The 17,565-nt window shown below is 37.9% G+C and carries 14 protein-coding genes and 9 tRNA genes; 4 read left to right on the top strand and 19 right to left on the bottom strand.

Going from position 1 to position 17,565, the window contains the following annotated elements:
* Complete coding sequence (locus IPO46_04315; GenBank protein ID QQS63821.1) at nt 1-3,678, bottom strand: TraB/GumN family protein; 3,678 nt, start codon at nt 3,676-3,678, stop codon at nt 1-3.
* 246 nt (nt 3,679-3,924) lie between these two features.
* On the opposite strand from IPO46_04315, the gene queA reads away from it, so the two are divergent.
* Nucleotides 3,925-4,974 (top strand): tRNA preQ1(34) S-adenosylmethionine ribosyltransferase-isomerase QueA, encoded by a 1,050-nt coding sequence (gene queA, locus IPO46_04320; GenBank protein ID QQS63822.1) that lies wholly within the window; start codon nt 3,925-3,927, stop codon nt 4,972-4,974.
* Between the two features lie 52 nt (nt 4,975-5,026).
* Here queA and IPO46_04325 read toward each other — a convergent pair whose 3' ends face one another.
* The 18 genes from IPO46_04325 to IPO46_04410 all read right to left on the bottom strand — a co-directional run bounded on the left by IPO46_04325 (nt 5,027) and on the right by IPO46_04410 (nt 14,042).
* A complete protein-coding gene (locus IPO46_04325; protein ID QQS63823.1) occupies nt 5,027-5,971 on the bottom strand; it encodes a GDP-L-fucose synthase in 945 nt (314 codons plus the stop codon).
* 4 nt (nt 5,972-5,975) lie between these two features.
* Entirely contained in the window at nt 5,976-7,046 is a 1,071-nt protein-coding gene (gmd, locus tag IPO46_04330) for a GDP-mannose 4,6-dehydratase (protein ID QQS63824.1), read from the bottom strand.
* 550 nt (nt 7,047-7,596) lie between these two features.
* Nucleotides 7,597-8,670, bottom strand: a complete 1,074-nt coding sequence (locus tag IPO46_04335) for an Ldh family oxidoreductase (GenBank protein ID QQS63825.1) — start codon at nt 8,668-8,670, stop codon at nt 7,597-7,599.
* A 99-nt stretch (nt 8,671-8,769) separates the two neighbouring features.
* The gene (gene nusG, locus IPO46_04340) at nt 8,770-9,354 is read right to left on the bottom strand and encodes a transcription termination/antitermination factor NusG (protein ID QQS63826.1); all 585 of its coding nucleotides are present in this window, start codon (nt 9,352-9,354) and stop codon (nt 8,770-8,772) included.
* Nucleotide 9,355: 1 nt separating this feature from the next.
* The gene (gene secE / locus IPO46_04345) at nt 9,356-9,550 is read right to left on the bottom strand and encodes a preprotein translocase subunit SecE (GenBank protein ID QQS63827.1); all 195 of its coding nucleotides are present in this window, start codon (nt 9,548-9,550) and stop codon (nt 9,356-9,358) included.
* A 129-nt stretch (nt 9,551-9,679) separates the two neighbouring features.
* Nucleotides 9,680-9,750: transfer RNA gene (locus IPO46_04350), tRNA-Trp, on the bottom strand.
* 104 nt (nt 9,751-9,854) lie between these two features.
* A complete protein-coding gene (gene tuf, locus IPO46_04355) occupies nt 9,855-11,042 on the bottom strand; it encodes an elongation factor Tu (GenBank protein ID QQS63828.1) in 1,188 nt (395 codons plus the stop codon).
* 286 nt (nt 11,043-11,328) lie between these two features.
* Nucleotides 11,329-11,400, bottom strand: a tRNA-Thr gene (locus IPO46_04360).
* A gap of 45 nt (nt 11,401-11,445) precedes the next feature.
* Nucleotides 11,446-11,518: transfer RNA gene (locus IPO46_04365), tRNA-Gly, on the bottom strand.
* Between the two features lie 95 nt (nt 11,519-11,613).
* Nucleotides 11,614-11,696, bottom strand: a tRNA-Tyr gene (locus IPO46_04370).
* A gap of 117 nt (nt 11,697-11,813) precedes the next feature.
* Nucleotides 11,814-11,889, bottom strand: a tRNA-OTHER gene (locus tag IPO46_04375).
* A 2-nt stretch (nt 11,890-11,891) separates the two neighbouring features.
* Nucleotides 11,892-11,967: transfer RNA gene (locus IPO46_04380), tRNA-OTHER, on the bottom strand.
* 2 nt (nt 11,968-11,969) lie between these two features.
* A tRNA-OTHER gene (locus tag IPO46_04385) sits at nt 11,970-12,045 on the bottom strand.
* Nucleotides 12,046-12,047: 2 nt separating this feature from the next.
* A tRNA-OTHER gene (locus IPO46_04390) sits at nt 12,048-12,123 on the bottom strand.
* 2 nt (nt 12,124-12,125) lie between these two features.
* Nucleotides 12,126-12,198, bottom strand: a tRNA-Thr gene (locus IPO46_04395).
* A gap of 240 nt (nt 12,199-12,438) precedes the next feature.
* Complete coding sequence (locus tag IPO46_04400) at nt 12,439-12,738, bottom strand: ribosome-associated translation inhibitor RaiA (GenBank protein QQS63829.1); 300 nt, start codon at nt 12,736-12,738, stop codon at nt 12,439-12,441.
* A gap of 143 nt (nt 12,739-12,881) precedes the next feature.
* Nucleotides 12,882-13,787: a tyrosine-type recombinase/integrase gene (locus IPO46_04405; protein QQS63830.1), complete on the bottom strand. Its 906-nt coding sequence runs from the start codon at nt 13,785-13,787 to the stop codon at nt 12,882-12,884.
* Between the two features lie 60 nt (nt 13,788-13,847).
* Complete coding sequence (locus IPO46_04410; GenBank protein QQS63831.1) at nt 13,848-14,042, bottom strand: 30S ribosomal protein S21; 195 nt, start codon at nt 14,040-14,042, stop codon at nt 13,848-13,850.
* Nucleotides 14,043-14,146: 104 nt separating this feature from the next.
* Here IPO46_04410 and IPO46_04415 point away from each other — a divergent pair, with 104 nt between their 5' ends.
* The 3 genes from IPO46_04415 to IPO46_04425 are packed head-to-tail and all read left to right on the top strand — an operon-like array spanning nt 14,147 to nt 17,563.
* Complete coding sequence (locus IPO46_04415; GenBank protein ID QQS63832.1) at nt 14,147-14,734, top strand: riboflavin synthase; 588 nt, start codon at nt 14,147-14,149, stop codon at nt 14,732-14,734.
* Nucleotides 14,735-14,772: 38 nt separating this feature from the next.
* Nucleotides 14,773-16,284, top strand: coding sequence for an NAD(P)/FAD-dependent oxidoreductase (locus IPO46_04420; protein ID QQS63833.1), 1,512 nt, complete (start codon nt 14,773-14,775; stop codon nt 16,282-16,284).
* The gene (locus IPO46_04425; GenBank protein ID QQS63834.1) at nt 16,277-17,563 is read left to right on the top strand and encodes a DUF2029 domain-containing protein; all 1,287 of its coding nucleotides are present in this window, start codon (nt 16,277-16,279) and stop codon (nt 17,561-17,563) included. Before IPO46_04420 ends, IPO46_04425 begins: the two co-directional genes overlap by 8 nt.
* Nucleotides 17,564-17,565 lie beyond the last annotated feature (2 nt).

Consider the following 17,565-nt stretch of genomic DNA (forward strand, 5'->3'; position numbering starts at 1 on the left):
TTATCTTTCCCTGTCGTAATTATAATAGCCATCATCCATAAAAAATTCAGCAGAACTTTTCCTTAGCGAAAAAAGCTTTTGCAGGAGTTGCCTGCTTAACTGCTTTTCCACTAGTTCATTTTCCTTTAATGTTTTTCCGGTAAGCTGGGTAAGCCAGTTATAATTATCTATTTCGTTTTCATTTATCGGCTGGATGCCACTAAGGCCAATTTTCCAATCACCGGATTTATTTACACGGTATTTGTAAAAATAAACCATGCCGCTTTTGTTCCTGAAAGTGCAGGGTTGCTTAGATAGAAACACAACAGAATCTAATTTGTTTGCCGTACTTTTTGCAACCATAAAACTACGGGCAATCATTTCCTGGTTTAAATAAGTTTGAGGAAAATAATCCAGCCAGCCCAATAAAGCCAGCCTGTTGTACAACCCGGCCCTGAATTTGTCTTTAGAAGCCAGTTGCAATAAAATACTATCGGCTACTTTTTTATGGTTCTTTATCATTAGCAAAGCCGCTTCCATTTGTATATCCTCGCTCCTGCTTTGCAATAATTTTTTAAAAAAATGTTGCACATTTTTCTCCTTATCAAAATAAGGCATAAGTAAAATGGCATAATCAATTAACTCCGTATTAAAACCCGATGCATAATCATAACGTATTTCATCTTCATTATAGGTTTCTTCCTGCTTTTTTTCATCCTGCATTTTCCGCTCATCTTTATTCAATTGCTTTTTTAATGAAGTTTTGGCATCAATATAAATGGATGGAAAATAGTTTTTATAAACTCGTTTTTTTAGCAGGCCACTATCTACCAGTGCCACCAAAAGATTAATTACGGGTTCTTTATAATCCTGTAACGTAGTTAATGCAAGCAATTCCGGAAAAAGTGGTTTGGCAAGTTCAAGAGAATCCCCCAAAGAATCAAAAAGATAGCTGTAATCTCTTTCGTTTTCAAATACCGGAGGGTCCTGCAACAATATTTTTTTAAGGATACTATAAGACAAAGCTGATGGTATCCTTGCCAAAGCTTTAACTACTGCGTTTTGAAACAAAGATGTATCTGCAGTTTGTTCGTAAATAGATTTCAAAAACAAAGGGATTTCATCGGGGATGGTATCATTAACAAATCCCATTTCTGTAATTAGTCCCTGTTTAATTTCAAAATAATCTTTAATAGAACTATTCATACCGGAAATGGCATTATACATAAATGGCAAGTCTTTATATTTAAAATTAACCGAGGTAAGGGCGCTTAAAGCTTTTTTGTGAATGGCACTGTCTGTACTGTATAAATCGTTAAAAAACGCAGGTACCTTGTCTTGGTAAATACGGTTGCTATCGGGGTTAAAAAAAGTAAAACTTTCAAAAACAGTTTTAGTAAGGCCCGTTAAACCTGTTAAGGTGTCACTTACGCCATAAAGGGAATATTTAAATTTTCCATCCAGTAATACCATGCGTTCAATAGTTTTTGCCGAGCCTGTGTCCCTTAAAGTATAATAATAACCTTTCCCAAAATTGGGGGTACGCAATGGTTGTTTAATGCCGAGATACATATCATCGCCCTGCATATCTTCTTCCCATTGGTATTGCCAAAATTTATCAAGGTTATTTAAATAATAATAAGCTGGGAATTCCTGAATAGTGATAGAGACAGCCTCACCCGTACTGTCGCTTTTTAATAAGATATTTTTTTTAGCAGGCCAGTAAGAATAATAACCCTGGCTACTGCCCATTTCTGCAGTTGCTTTGTTTATATTTTCAATAATCTCTCTCATGCCCTTATCTAAATTGGGTTTTACCTGCGATAGCATTTTAATAAAATAAAAATTGTCTATTAATTCTACAGATTGCTGGTATTGATAAGGTTCCCATTTAAAAGAATTGATAAATGCAAAAGAGCTGTCAGCTAAGTTTGATGTGCGTTTTGCCAATACATAATAATGTGGGGCTTTTACAATAAAAACGGCATTTACCACATCGCCTTCTTTTAATTTTTCCCTTACAAATAATGCCGGGAACTGCTGAACCCATCCATAGCGGCGGCTGATTTGCTCTCCAAAAAAATCAGGAGACCTGAAAGATTCTTCCGGCATTTTAAGCTCAAAGCTATCCTCTTCAATAAAATCAAAATTATAGAGGCTCTTTTTCATAACCAGGTAAGCATCACCATTTGCCGTATCTTTTGCTTCGTACTCCCACCTATTTTGCTCGGTATTGTCAAAGTATTGTGTAGGTTCCTGTGGCAGGTGAATACTAAAGCCGCCCTGCTTTGGATAAAACCTTTGGGAAAACACTGACCTTTGCCTTAACTGTATGGACGAAAAAAAACGATTTCCTTCCTCGCCTGCCACATAATCATTTTTTCCGCTCATTTTAAAAATAATTACTTCGGTAGCTATAGCAAATACCTGGTAACGCTGCATATCCCCACGCCTTGTTTTGTTAATAATATCATAGCCGGGATAACTATTTTTCACGATACTTTTCTTAGATAAAATTTTTCCCGGAATATTTTCATAAAGCAGGCTGTCAATCACTTTTAAAATTCCGGGTGAGTCCATTTTCAAAAAAATTCCATTGGTTTTTACCCGGGTTACCATGTAATACGACCCATTGCTCATATCGGCAAATTGCCAGCGTTTAAAAATAGAATAAGGTGATTGTAATAAATATAAATTACCCGGAGCGTCAACACGGTACATACTGTCATCTGCAAAATGGGTACCAAAATTTACTTTTACTTTTCTTTTTTCAATTTCATCTTTTTGTACTGCATCTCTTTTGCTCATAGGAATTGGCCTTACGGTATACCCTTTTTGGCGCAGCAGTTCTATAACGCCTCTTTCGCCTGGCAAATGGGCTGCTCCAATACCGGCAAATAAAGAGGTTATTTTTATAATACTATCAATGGCGACTGCCTGTAAAATATTTCTTTTGTATAAAAATTTTTCTTTAAATGCTTTTGAAGGCTCCAGTTTTTTTTCAATGGAATCCAGCAGGTTTAAATCACCGTTCCTATAAGCATCCTGCATTTTTTCCATGAGTTCACTTACAGAGCTTTCATCGGTGTTAACTGCTTCCTTATTTTTTTCTTTGGCCATATCAGCATAAGCTTCCAATACAATTTTTTGCGATTCAAAAAAATCTTCCACTCCTGCAGGCAATTTGCCCAGCTTTCTGCCGGCCTGGTAAATATATAAATCCAAAAAGGTATCTTCCTCAAAGTCTTCCCTTTCTTTGTACGATCTGTAGAGTAGGTTGTTGATAGCCGGCGGTTCTGAGCTAAGCGCAAATTTTAACCGGTCATCAAATTTTTTAATTTGAAAAGATTTTTCATTTAAAAACTGGTTACCACCCTGTTTTATATAATCCAAATAATTGTTATTGAGCTCGGCAAGCCTTGCCATTTGTGGTTGCCATAACTCAGGGTTTAGTTCGAGGGCAACTGCGTCTGCCTGTTTTAAGGCAAAATAAAAAGAATCTCCCAGGTGAAAGGCCATTTTACTGCTTACATGCATGGTGCCAAAAAGGTAAGAAGGCTTTGTTAATCCGTTGCCGGTAATTTCCCATAGCAGGCTATTGTATACGGGCCGGTTAGGTGCAACCTGTCCATAAGAAAAAATTGGGGTGAGTATAATTATAAAAAAATACTTAATACGCAAAGTTCGTTTGTACAGCATAGCAAAGAGCAATGGTTGGGTTTATAGATAGTTAAGCATAATATTATAAGGGCAGTAATAAATTGAAAAATAGTAAAATTTTAAAAGGAATTAGATAAAAAAGTTGATTTTTATAAAAATTCATTACCTTTGCCCGCTTAAAATCATGCCGTAACATGATAAATGCCCTTTAACCAGCAAGGGATACATCTTCTGTAAATTTAATACAGCCCGGCATGTAATAAATCTTAAAATTTTATTTATTGCATGAAATTATCTCAGTTTAAGTTCGACCTTCCACTAAACCTTATTGCCCAGCACCCTGCAAAAAAAAGAGAAGAAAGCCGTATGATGGTTATCCATCGGCATACCGGCCAGATTGAGCACCGCCAGTTCAGGGATATTATGGAATATTTTGATGATAAAGATGTGTTTGTAGTAAACAATACCAAGGTTTTCCCGGCCCGAATGTACGGACGTAAAGAAAAAACCGGTGCAAAAATTGAAGTTTTTCTTTTAAGGGAACTCAACAAGCCCAATAAACTTTGGGATGTGATTGTGGACCCTGCAAGAAAAATACGTGTAGGCAATAAACTTTATTTTGGCGAAAATGATGAACTGGTAGCCGAAGTAATTGATAATACTACCAGCCGAGGAAGAACCATTAGGTTTTTATGGGATGGCACCGATGATGAGTTTAAACAAATGCTTGAGTTTATGGGGGAAACGCCATTACCCAAATATATAAAACGCAAACCCGAAGAAGAAGATAAAGAACGCTATCAAACCGTATATGCCAAATACGAAGGCGCTGTAGCTGCACCTACCGCCGGGCTCCATTTTAGCAAAGAGCTTATTAAACGGCTGGAAATACAGGGCATACGCTTTGCCGAAGTTACCCTGCATACGGGCCTGGGCACTTTTAGGCCTATTGAAGTAGAAGATTTGAGCAAACATAAAATGGATGCCGAATATTACAAGATTGACGAAATGGCCTGCACCATTGTAAATAAAGCCAAAGAAAGCAGCCAACGTATTTGCTCCATTGGTACCACTACCATGCGTGCCATGGAAACATCCTACACCGCTCAAAAATTATTAAAAGCTTCTGAAGGCTGGACCAATCATTTTATTCATCCGCCATACAATTTTAATATAGCCGATTCACTGGTTACCAATTTTCATTTGCCTAAAACCAGCCTGCTTATTATGGCATGTGCCTTTGCGGGTTATGAGCTAATGATGGAAGCGTATAAAAAAGCAATTAAAGAAAAATACCGTTTCTTCAGCTATGGGGATTCTATGCTTATTATTTAAAGGCATAAAAAACAATACTCTTTTTATAAACCCGTGTTTAAGCCGGTTTTTTTTATTGGGTAATTATTGAAGCATGATGCTGTAAAAAATCTTTGTACGCTATAGCAATGCCTTCTTCTAAATTTACTTTATGCTTACAGCCCATTGCCTGAATTTTGGTTACATCCATTAATTTTCGTGGTGTGCCATCCGGCCTGGCGGTATCAAATACTAAACTCCCTTTAAAGCCAATAATTTTTTTAATTAACCCGGCGAGGGCTTTTATACTTATTTCTTCACCACTGCCTACATTTATAATTTCTCTTCCATTATAATGATCCATTAAAAACAAGCAGGCTTCAGCAAGGTCATCGGCAAATAAAAATTCCCTTAAGGGAGAACCGGTTCCCCAAATGATCACCTCTGGTGCATCCGCAATTTTTGCTTCATGAAAACGCCTTATTAATGCAGGTAATACATGGCTGTTTTGAGGGTGGTAATTATCGTTTAAGCCATACATATTGGTGGGCATAAGGCTAATAAAATTTGCAGCATATTGGTCTTTATAAGCCTGTGCCAGTTTTATACCGGCAATTTTTGCCAGTGCATAGGGTTCATTGGTAATTTCCAATGGCCCGGTAAGCATGCTATCTTCTTTAATAGGTTGTGGAGCCATTTTAGGATAAATGCATGAACTACCCAGATATTGCAATTTGGTAACTTTATTTTCAAAAGCTGCATGCATTACATTGGCTGCAATCATTATATTATCGTATAAAAAATCTGCCCTATAAGTATTATTGGCAACAATACCGCCTACTTTACCGGCACTTAAAAAAACATATTGTGGTTTTTCCTGAGCAAAAAAATCATTTACCTGTTGCTGGTTACGCAAATCAAGTTCTTTTGATCTTTTATAAATAAGGTTTTGAAAGCCCTCATTTTCTAATGCCCTTACTATTGCCGATCCTACCAGGCCGCTATGACCTGCTATATAAATTTTATCAGTTTTGTTCATGCTCTTAATTGCAATTTTTTAAAAGATGAATATCTGCAGCCACCATTTCTTTAATTAATGAGGCAAGGTTATATTTTGGCAACCAGCCAAGTTTTTGTTTTGCTTTTGAAGAGTCCCCAATTAAAATTTCTACTTCTGTTGGCCGAAAATATGCAGGATCTATAGCTACTATTACAGTACCTTCTTTAATTGAACAATTGATGTTATGGCATTTCTTCACCACACCCTTTTCTTCAACCCCGGAATTTATAAATGTTATTTCAATTCCTGCTTCGGCAAATGCCATTGATACAAAGTCCCTTACGGTTGTTGTAATTCCAGTGGCAATTACAAAATCTTCGGGTTTATCTTGCTGTAGCATCATCCACATGGCTTCTACATAATCTTTTGCATGGCCCCAATCCCGTTTTGCATCCAGGTTACCCAGGTACAGGCAGGTTTGTTTTTGCAAAGCAATGGCAGCAACTGCCCTGGTAATTTTGCGGGTTACAAACGTTTCGCCTCTTAAAGGGCTTTCATGGTTAAAAAGTATCCCATTGCAGGCATACATATTATAAGCTTCCCTGTAGTTTACCATTATCCAGTAAGCATATAGTTTAGCTACTGCATAAGGGCTTCGTGGATAAAAAGGAGTGGTTTCTCTTTGGGGTATTTCCTGAACCATGCCATATAATTCCGAAGTGGAAGCCTGGTAAATCCTGGTTTTCTTTTCCATACCCAATATCCTTATTGCTTCTAATAACCTTAAAGTTCCAATTCCATCTGCATTTGCGGTATATTCCGGAGTTTCAAAGCTCACTTTTACATGGCTCATAGCAGCCAGGTTATAAATTTCATCGGGTTGGGTTTCCTGTACAATGCGTATGAGGTTGGTGCTATCCGTCATATCTCCATAATGCAGGGTAAACCTTACATGTTTTTCATGCGGATCCTGGTACAGGTGATCTATCCTATTGGTATTGATGAGGCTCGACCGTCTTTTTAAACCATGAACAATGTAGCCTTTTGAAAGTAACAATTCGGCAAGGTAAGCACCATCCTGCCCGGTAATTCCGGTAATTAATGCAGTTTTCATTAATTGTAAAAATTTTTATACCCTTTTATTATTCTCTTAAAAAATTATGGCTTGCAAGATACAGCTATATTATGAGAGAATTTCTGGCAAACCCAGTCATCAATTTCACAGGTAAAACTCAATTGTAATTAAAAAGAAAAAGGGCCATGATAGAAATCACAGCCCGTAAAAAATCCAATATCCTTATGAAAACCATTAAATAGACGCAAAAAAATTAGGGAAAGTTGCATAGGAAAAAACGAAACATTTAACCAGGGGCAAAAAAAAGGGGCTATGATAGAAATCGCAGCCCGTTTTAAATCCAATATCCTATGAAAAACCATTCTATAGACGAGCTACTATTCTAAATGGTTTTCTTAAAAAATGTTAAACAAAAATAAAAATGAGAGTAAATAACCTAAGAAGTAAATAAATAAAAAAGGGGCCATGATAGAAATCGTAGCCCGTTTTAATCCAATATCCTATGAAAAACCAAGTATATAACGCACTGCATATTGGTTTTATTGTATTGCATATAAAAAAACCACCTATTTCAGCAAAATAATATTGCTTAAAATGGTATTGAAAATTTTGCTGCAAGTTGCGCCAGGTCTGCTATTACCTGTGCATCTAAATTAAATCCGTTTATTTTCCTATATTTTTCCATTTCGGCTTCAGGCTCACCGGGTATCACAATCCTTTCTTTTCCTTTAATGGTTTTGGCTTTCTTAACCCTTTTTATCCAACTGTCCATATCCATCTTAAAGTCTTCTGCCGGGCGGAATGCATCAATACGCATAGCTCCAAGAAAATGGCCAATACCTTTTCCGGGCATATTTTCAGGCATGGGTAAGTAAGCAGGAAATGGCGGAACCCAGGGGCCAAAATTTGCCCCGCTAAGGATGCCCGAAAAAAAATCTACAATACTTCCAAGCATATATCCTTTATGGCTGCCATGTTCCTTATCGCCGCCAAGGGGCAACAAAGCGCCACCATTTTTTAATTCACCTGCATTGGTGCTGCTGCTCCCGTCTTTGGTTTGCACCCATCCTTCAGGTGCTGGTTTATTCAACCTTTGTAATATTTCTAATTTGCCGTTTGCAGCAGTTGTAGTAGCAAAATCGGCTACAAAAGGCGGTTCACTTCCTGCAGGTACTGCTACGGCAATAGGGTTTGTGCCCAATAATCTTTCCCTGCTATAAGTTGGTGCCACAAGTGCCGAAGCATTTGTCATAGCAATACCGATCATTTCTTGTGGAAGCGCCAGCATTGCATGGTAACCTGCAATACCAAAATGGTTGCTGTTTTGCACACTCACCCATCCTGTTCCTACTTTGTTGGCTTTTTCCATTGCAATTTGCATGGCAATTGGTGCAACAATAAGGCCCAGTCCGGCATCGCCATCTACAACGGCTGTGGATGCGGTTTCATGTAAAATTTTAATATTGGGATTGGCATTAATCCTATTTACTTCACACAACCTTACATATCCACTTAGCCTGGCTATGCCATGGCTGTCAATTCCCCTTAAGTCGGCGCTCAGTAAAACCGTTGCTGCCTGTGCTGCATTTTGCTTGCTGCAGCCAATGGCCAAAAATATTTTACAGGAAAACTCAAATAATTCAGTGTAAGAAAAATTACGCATCGGCCAAAGGTCGGAAAAAGATTTATGGATTTGCGGACTGCATAAAATAAAAAAACTGTTTCAGGAGAAACAGTTTTTGTGATAAATATTATTTCGGGTTTAGCTTATTTTTTCAACCTGCATATAACTCAGTTCTACAGGTGTGGCACGGCCAAATATTTTTACCTGTACTTTTAATTTTTTCTTTTCATCGCTTACTTCTTCAATTACGCCGTTAAAGTCGTTGAATGGGCCATCAATAATTTTAATAGTTTCGCCAATAATAAAAGGTTCGCTCATAGTAACGCCGCCTACATCACTCATTTCGTCAACCTTACCCAGCATTTTATTAACCTCTGCCTTACGCAGCGAAATAATATTACCTTTTGATCCTTTACCATCGGTTAAAAAATGCATCACATTGCTTACGTTGCTCACGTGCTGAATAACATCATCAGAAAGCTTACCTTCCAATACTTCTATCATTAAATAACCGGGATAAAAGTTCCGTTCACGCATTACTTTTTTTCCGTTGAGTACCTTATATACTTTTTCAACCGGTAAAAACACCTGCTTCACCACTTTATCCCAACCATGACGAACAATATCTTTATCGAGGTATTCTTTAACCTTGCGCTCTTTACCACTTACCACCCGCAACACGTACCATCGGGTTTCTTTTTCCGGTATAACTACTGTTTCCATCTTATGCAAATAATGAGTAAATAAATTTCATTGCGCTATTGGCCACAAAGTCCATAAGTGCAACTATAGCTGTAATAAAAATAGTGGCGCCCAGCACAATCATGGTGCTTTGCTGCAAATTTTCCCATTTAGGCCAGCTTACTTTTTCAGTAAGTTCGTAATAAGAATCCCTTACGTAGTTTACCAATTTTGACATTTCTTATTGTTTAAATTTCAACAGTTCAAAGGTTTAATAATGTGCCTGTAAATGATAATGCAGTTGTAAAATTACAAGTATTAAAATTCTGGGTACATATTCAATAAAGCAAAATAAACCGTTTGTTTGCACGGGCACTAGGATTCGAACCCAGATCAAAGGTTTTGGAGACCCGTATGCTACCGTTGCACCATGCCCGTATTGTATTAAATATAAAGTACAAAGTACTTAGATGAAAAACCTAAGTACTTTGTAAAGATATAAATACTCTTTATTCTTTGTATTAAATACTTAGTACTCAATACTATTTAATAATATCGGTAACCTGACCTGCACCTACTGTACGGCCACCTTCACGAATCGCAAATTTTAAACCTTTTTCCATTGCAATTGGTTGAATAAGTTTAACCGACAGGTTGGTATTATCGCCAGGCATCACCATTTCTGTTCCTTCTGGTAAGGTTACTTCTCCCGTAACGTCTGTTGTACGGAAATAGAACTGTGGACGATACTTGTTAAAGAACGGAGTATGGCGGCCACCTTCTTCTTTACTCAATACATAAACCTCACCTTTAAATTCGGTATGTGGAGTAATAGAACCCGGTTTGCAAAGTACCATTCCACGGCGGATTTGGTTCTTTTCAATACCACGGAGTAGTAAACCTGCGTTATCGCCGGCTTCACCTTCGTCCAGTAATTTTTTAAACATTTCCACACCAGTACAAGTGGTGGTTAATGGTTTTTCCATTAAACCTACAATTTCCAAAGATTCACCCACTTTTACACGACCCCTTTCAATACGACCAGTGGCAACGGTACCACGGCCAGTGATAGAGAAAACATCCTCAACACTCATCAGAAATGGTTGGTCAACCAGGCGTGGCGGCAAGGGAATGTAAGTATCAACTGCATCCATTAATTCATCAATAGCTTTAACCCATTTTTCTTCACCTGCTAATGCGCCGGTTGCAGAGCCTTTTATAATCGGTGTGTTATCACCATCAAATCCGTAAGAAGTTAATAGTTCACGAATTTCCATTTCTACCAGTTCTAATAATTCAGGATCATCAACAAGATCCACTTTGTTCATGAACACCACAATACGGGGTACACCTACCTGGCGAGCCAGAAGAATGTGTTCCTTTGTTTGTGGCATAGGGCCGTCAGTAGAAGCCACTACAAGAATAGCTCCGTCCATTTGAGCGGCACCAGTAATCATATTTTTTACATAGTCGGCGTGGCCCGGGCAATCTACGTGTGCATAGTGCCTGTTTACCGTTTGGTATTCTACGTGTGCGGTATTGATAGTAATACCCCTTTCTTTTTCTTCGGGAGCGCCATCAATATCATCATAATTTTTCTTTTCCGCCAAACCTTTTTTTGACAAAACATCGGTTATGGCGGCGGTTAAAGTTGTTTTACCATGATCTACGTGACCAATAGTACCAACGTTAAGGTGGGGTTTATCCCTTTTGAAAGACTCTTTTGCCATTGTATAAATTTTAATTTTATTTTGTAATTGGTTTGCATTTTAAGCCTGTAAACCTTTGGCTATTATTTTTTTGTGTCCAGCTTCTTAGCTGCAATCAGCAGCCGTTGCGTCGCACCCTTGTACCTTATTTTCCCTAATCAGCATAGAGCTGCCCTTACTAAAATAAAAGAACCGTAGCTAAGCCCCTTATCTATCGGGAGAACTCACCCCACCATACCCGGCATTTACTGTAAGATTATGATAGCTTTTCAATTCTATAACCTACAATTCTTCAAAAAATCTATTGAGCCGTAGATGAGAATTGAACTCACGACCTCTTCCTTACCAAGGAAGTGCTCTACCCCTGAGCTACCACGGCTTGCAGAGCAAAACCTTTTTTCGATACTAAAAGAACTTTCTACTGAGCGGAAGACCGGGCTCGAACCGGCCACCTGAAGCTTGGAAGGCTACCGCTCTACCAAATGAGCTACTTCCGCTAATAACTATTTTAAATATTGCATTTAAAATTTTAAATGATTTAGGTACTTCATTTAAAATTTATCATTTAAAATTCAAAATAATCAAAGAACTGTGGGCAGAGTAGGGTTCGAACCTACGTACACTTGCGTGAACAGATTTACAGTCTGTCGCCTTTAACCACTCGGCCATCTGCCCTTGTTTTTATCAGTCAAACGCTTGCTGTTTGAACTTTTTAGCCTATACCTGGAGTCGAACCAGCGACCTTCCCGACACTTACTGTCGGGATGCTTTATCTCTGAGCTTTTTCTCCTGAGCCGAAAACTGGAGTCGAACCAGCGACCTTCCCGACACTTACTGTCGGGATGCTTTATCTCTGAGCTTTTTCTCCTGAGCCGAAAACTGGAGTCGAACCAGCGACCTTCCCGACACTTACTGTCGGGATGCTTTATCTCTGAGCTTTTTCTCCTGAGCCGAAAACTGGAGTCGAACCAGCGACCTTCCCGACACTTACTGTCGGGATGCTTTATCTCTGAGCTTTTTCTCCTGAGCCGAAAACTGGAGTCGAACCAGCGACCTTCCCGACACTTACTGTCGGGATGCTTTATCTCTGAGCTTTTTCTCCTGAGCCGAAAACTGGAGTCGAACCAGCGACCTACTGATTACAAATCAGTTGCTCTACCAACTGAGCTATTTCGGCTTGTTTCTTGACCTATCTCAAAATTCTTCGGCAGTAATATTTAAAGAACTTTCCCGGTTATAAAAGGGCACACCGAGTTACCCCTATTTTTTGGGAAAGCAAAGGTAAGTGAAAATGATTAATACAAAAACTTTGGTAAAAGATTTTTTCAACCCTTTTTTATAAAGGCCACTTATAAAAAAACCCCACAATTAATGTGGGGGCTTTTTGGGGAGAAAAATATATTTTAGTGGGCCTGAATCAGGCGGCCTGCCTTTCTTTTTTGCGTTTTATTTGACTAATTACAGTTTCCAAAGCAATATCAAAACTTTCTTCAAAAGATTTTGAAGTTTGTTTTACAAAAAACTCATAACGGGGAATCGTTACTTTAATTTCGGCTATTTTATCTTTTATGTTATGCACCACATTATCAAGCTTCAGGTAAATATCCACCTTGGTAATCCTGTCGTGAAAATGGGTTAATTTCTCCACTTTTTTTTGGATATGCGATGTAAGTTTTGCATCTGCATCAAAATGCACTGTTTGAATGTTTACGTTCATGACGCTCAAATTTTAAATGTTAATCAAAAAAAATTAAGGTAAAAATCACATCATAGGCAAATGCTTCATTTCTTTGTTTGCTGTGTAAATTAAAAATAAGATTTTAACCGCATTATTCAAAATAAAAAATTTTAAGAAAAAACTCAGGCTTTGGGGTGTGCTTTTTTAAAAACATCTTTTAACTTTTCTATGGTATTATGCGTATATACCTGGGTAGAAGCCAGGCTACTATGGCCCAGCAACTCCTTTACGGCATTGAGGTCTGCCCCGCTATTCATTAAATGGGTGGCAAAACTATGCCTTAAAATATGTGGGCTTTTTTTATCAATAGTGGTTATTAAAGAAAGGTAGTGTTTGGCAATGGAATACAACTGCCTCGGGCACAGTTTTTTTCCCTTTGTCGTAACAAAAAGTGTATCGTCCACAGGGTAATTAATGTATAAACTTTTGCTTTTCACATAGTCTTGCAGCGTATCGGTAAGCGCCGGGCTTAATGGTATTATTCTTTCTTTGTTTCCCTTTCCCAAAACTTTTATGGCATTCCTGCTTTTGTCTATATGATGGTCTTTTAAATTGATTAGCTCTGACTTACGCATACCCGTATGATACAACAGAGTCAAAACTAATTTTTCAGTACGCCCTGTCCAGTTGTCGGGAAATTCAACGTGCCGGAACAGTGTTTCCAAATCGTTTTCTTTAATAAAAGCCGGCAATTTTTTGGGAATTTTTGGGCCCACAATAGAAGCCATGGGGTTTGCGGTAATTACAGCTTGTTTTAAATGAAATTTAAAAAATGACCTGAGGCTTGAAATTTTTCTATTGATGGTTTTGGCGCTGCAATCTTCGGCCGATTTTAGCTTCGCAAGCCAACTCCTTATAAAAGGCGGCTTTATATCTGCCATAGCTATTTCACCATATTGCAGGGTTAAATAACTAAAAAAACTTTGCAGATCGTTTTCGTAAGCAATTAAAGTATTTTGGCTAAAACGCTTTTGAAATTTGAGGTAATCTAAAAATGCCTGAATATGTGGATGCGCCTGTAAGGTCATAAAAAAAACCGGTACCTAAAGTTACCGGTTTCAATATAGTTATTAATTTTAAAACTACAATTAATCGAGTTTACCAGATGCCATTTGCTGCTTGTAAATTGCTTTGAGCACCTGAGTACGACGCCTTACTGATGGCTTCATAAAAGCCTGACGTTCACGCAGTTGCATTAAAGTACGGCTTTTTTCAAATTTCTTTTTGTACTTTTTGAGCGCCTTGTCAATGTTTTCGCAATCTTTTGAATCAATAATAAGCATTTAAATACCTCCTTTTGGTGAAAAATAACGGTTTAATTGCAAACCGGGGCGCAAATATATACATTTTATTGCAATAAATACATTTTGTTGGCGAAATTTGAGGCATGTTTACAGGAATAATAGAAACAACAGGAAAAATTATAAATAAGGTAAAAAAAGGGTCAAACCTGGAAATTACCATTGAATCGCAGATTTCATCGGCCTTAAAACCCGACCAAAGCCTGAGCCATAACGGCGTATGCCTTACTGTTGAAAGAGTAAAAGGCAATACCCACCAGGTAACTGCAATTGAAGAAACCTTGCTCAAAACAAATTTAGGCAGTTGGCAAATTAATGAGCATATTAACTTAGAAAGGTGCCTGCAAATGAATGGCAGGATTGACGGCCATATTGTGCAGGGCCATGTAGATACCGTAGCCATTTGTAGCCACATTGTTCAAAAAGAGGGAAGCGTAGAACTGAGTTTTGAGATAGATAAAAAATTTGCAGCTTTAATTATTGAAAAAGGTTCTATTTGCCTCAACGGTATTAGCCTCACCATTTTTAATATTGGCACCAACACATTTACTGTAGCCATAGTTCCCTTTACTTTTAACCATACTAATATCCAACAGCTAACCATAAGCTCGCCTGTGAATATTGAATTTGATATGATTGGAAAGTATGTAAGCAGGTTGCAATTCCTTTCTTAAATACGGGTACTGTATATTGCAGTTTTTAAATTTACTAAATGCCGCAAAAAACTGCTATAATAATTGGCGCCGGACCGGCCGGGCTTACAGCAGCCTATGAGTTATTAGAAACCGCTGGAATTAAACCAATCATTTTAGAAAAAAGCGAAGATATTGGCGGCTTATCAAAAACCGTAAATTATAAAGGTAACCGCATGGATATTGGCGGCCACAGGTTTTTTTCAAAATCGGAAAGGGTGAATAATTGGTGGCTGAAACAATTGCCCCTGGAAAAAAATGCAGGCAGTAATATTGATTTGAGTTACCAGCACAAACATTTTACACTGGAACATGCAAATCTGGCAACTGGCACCAACACTGAAAACATAATGCTGGTACGCAACAGGCTTTCACGCATTTATTACCTCGGTAAGTTTTTTGATTACCCTTTAAAATTATCGTTCAACACAATTGCAAAACTGGGCATTGGAAAATTTTTTAAAATAGTAAGTTCTTATTTCTATTCCTCCATAAAACCGGTAAAGCCTGAAAACAGTTTGGAAGATTTTATTAAAAACCGTTTTGGTGCAGAACTTTACGAAACATTTTTTAAAGAATACACCGAAAAAGTTTGGGGCGTGCCCTGCAGCAGCATACCGGCAGAATGGGGCCACCAGCGCATTAAAGGTTTATCCATAAAAGAAGTGCTGAAGCATGCTTTCAAAGTACAAAAGAATGTACAAACTTCACTGATAGAAAAATTTCTTTACCCAAAATATGGCCCCGGGCAAATGTGGCAAACCGTTGCCAAAAAAATACTAGAAAAAGGCGGTGAAATTTACTTTAACCAGGAGGTTACAGAAGTGCTTACAGAAAATAATTTATTGAAATCGGTAAGCACAGCTTCGTCCGTGGAAAAAAAAACATATTTGGGTGATTATTTTATTTCTACCATGCCAATAAAAGAACTGGTGGCTGCAATGCCAGCCGGGCAGGTGCCTGCAACTATTGCATCTATTGCCCATGGCTTGCTATACCGGGATTTTATTACTATTGGCGTACTGGTAAATAAATTAAAAGCAGGCAATATAAAAGACAACTGGATTTATATACAGGACAAAGGCGTAAAACTCGGCCGGTTGCAAATTTTTAATAACTGGAGCCCGGGCATGGTGCAGGATCCGCAAAAAACCTGGATTGGCCTGGAATATTTTTGTAGCATTAACGATAGTTTCTGGAACCTGGCCGACAACCAAATTTTTTCCATAGCCAAAAAAGAACTGCAAAAAATTGGGCTTGTTGCTGAAAATGAAATTACCGACCATGTGGTGATACGTACGGAGAAAGCCTACCCTGCATATTTTGGCACTTACCATAAAATAGATGAAGTACGCAACTATTTAAATGAAATTAATAATTTATTTTTAATTGGCCGAAACGGTATGCACCGCTATAACAATACTGACCACTCCATGCTTACCGCAATGGAGGCTGCAGAGCAAATACAATCCGGCAAAATAAATAAAGCAGCTATTTGGGAAATAAATACCGGAGAGGAATACAATGGATAACCCAATCATTATTTGGCCTAAAAATAAAAAATACCGCATCTTCATTTCGGTTATCCTTCTTGCCTTTATTGTTGTTACACTTACCAAAGCCTATCACTATGTAAAAGATTACGGCGGCTGCGATTTACGTACAAGGGTTACCGGCACAAGGCTACTGGGCACAAATCAATCTCCCTATTTTTATTTTTGGAAGCCAGGAGACAATGAACGCTACCTTGCCCCGGGAAACAAGCAGGGCGAATTGGCCAATGGAAATATAGTAACGCCTGCGGCAATGGCTTCGCTTTATCCAATTTATAATTTGCCTTATAAATATGTAAGGTGGCTTTGGGCTTTATTGGAAACAGGCTTTGCAGTTGCAAGTATTGTACTGCTGGCTAAAACGGCAAAAACTAAAAACTTTTACCCTGTAGCCCTGGTAATTGCAGGGTTGCTTTGCAGCGATATTTTTCTTGCTGAAATTGAGCGTGGACAAATGTATTTAGGCTATTGCTTTTCTTTTTCATTTTTGTATTACTTATACCAAAAAAAAGAAAAAAAGTACCAGGTAATAAGTGGTCTCTTAGCGGCCTTGTTTATTTTTTTTAGGCCATTTGCAGGTATTATTATTGTGCCTTTTTTACTGGCAAAAGAATGGGATTGGCTAAAAGGATGGATGGGCGGGCTTGCCTTAGGATTTTTACTATTGGTATTGCCTATGCAAAAATATTGGTGGCAATATTTTGATGCAATGGATAAGTATAAACAAATGTATTTCGATAAAATACCGTTGCAACTTACCGCAAACAATTTTAGTTATCCGCAGGTAATTGAAGGCATGTATAATTTAACAAAAGTAAAAGGGTTTAATGTTTATGTGCTGGGAACCGCTGTGGATTTTTTCAATTTTATCGGGGTAAATCCATGCATTGAACTGCTTTATGGTATTTTTCTGATTCTTATTGTTTTGCTTTCCTATTTTTTTATTAAAGCACATCAAAAAATAAAGCCTGAAGCGCCCCACCTATTTCTATTTGCCTTTGGCCTGTATATTTTAGCCGAAATATTTTCGCCATCGGTAAGGGCTGGGTACAATGGTATCCAGTGGTTGTTTCCCTTATTGTTGCTTACGCTCAATACAGTAGTAAGCCGGCTGCAATTATTACTATTAATTTTTTGCTTTATGCTTTTCCATAATTTCCCTATTGCATTTTCAAAATATATGCAGGCCGGGGAATTTTTACTATTGGCAATTATTTTTAAAAGCTGTTGTAATAAAAAGCCACTGTATCCAGTTTAAAA

Source organism: Chitinophagaceae bacterium (genome assembly GCA_016699815.1).
GTDB lineage: Bacteria > Bacteroidota > Bacteroidia > Chitinophagales > Chitinophagaceae > Ferruginibacter.

What these genes read in the sequence shown, in the direction of transcription:
- IPO46_04315 (QQS63821.1), bottom strand. Translation starts at nt 3,678, where the DNA reads ATGCTGTACAAACGAACTTTGCGTATTAAGTATTTTTTTATAATTATA.
- queA (QQS63822.1), top strand. Translation starts at nt 3,925, where the DNA reads ATGAAATTATCTCAGTTTAAGTTCGACCTTCCACTAAACCTTATTGCC.
- IPO46_04325 (QQS63823.1), bottom strand. Translation starts at nt 5,971, where the DNA reads ATGAACAAAACTGATAAAATTTATATAGCAGGTCATAGCGGCCTGGTA.
- gmd (QQS63824.1), bottom strand. Translation starts at nt 7,046, where the DNA reads ATGAAAACTGCATTAATTACCGGAATTACCGGGCAGGATGGTGCTTAC.
- IPO46_04335 (QQS63825.1), bottom strand. Translation starts at nt 8,670, where the DNA reads ATGCGTAATTTTTCTTACACTGAATTATTTGAGTTTTCCTGTAAAATA.
- nusG (QQS63826.1), bottom strand. Translation starts at nt 9,354, where the DNA reads ATGGAAACAGTAGTTATACCGGAAAAAGAAACCCGATGGTACGTGTTG.
- secE (QQS63827.1), bottom strand. Translation starts at nt 9,550, where the DNA reads ATGTCAAAATTGGTAAACTACGTAAGGGATTCTTATTACGAACTTACT.
- tuf (QQS63828.1), bottom strand. Translation starts at nt 11,042, where the DNA reads ATGGCAAAAGAGTCTTTCAAAAGGGATAAACCCCACCTTAACGTTGGT.
- IPO46_04400 (QQS63829.1), bottom strand. Translation starts at nt 12,738, where the DNA reads ATGAACGTAAACATTCAAACAGTGCATTTTGATGCAGATGCAAAACTT.
- IPO46_04405 (QQS63830.1), bottom strand. Translation starts at nt 13,787, where the DNA reads ATGACCTTACAGGCGCATCCACATATTCAGGCATTTTTAGATTACCTC.
- IPO46_04410 (QQS63831.1), bottom strand. Translation starts at nt 14,042, where the DNA reads ATGCTTATTATTGATTCAAAAGATTGCGAAAACATTGACAAGGCGCTC.
- IPO46_04415 (QQS63832.1), top strand. Translation starts at nt 14,147, where the DNA reads ATGTTTACAGGAATAATAGAAACAACAGGAAAAATTATAAATAAGGTA.
- IPO46_04420 (QQS63833.1), top strand. Translation starts at nt 14,773, where the DNA reads ATGCCGCAAAAAACTGCTATAATAATTGGCGCCGGACCGGCCGGGCTT.
- IPO46_04425 (QQS63834.1), top strand. Translation starts at nt 16,277, where the DNA reads ATGGATAACCCAATCATTATTTGGCCTAAAAATAAAAAATACCGCATC.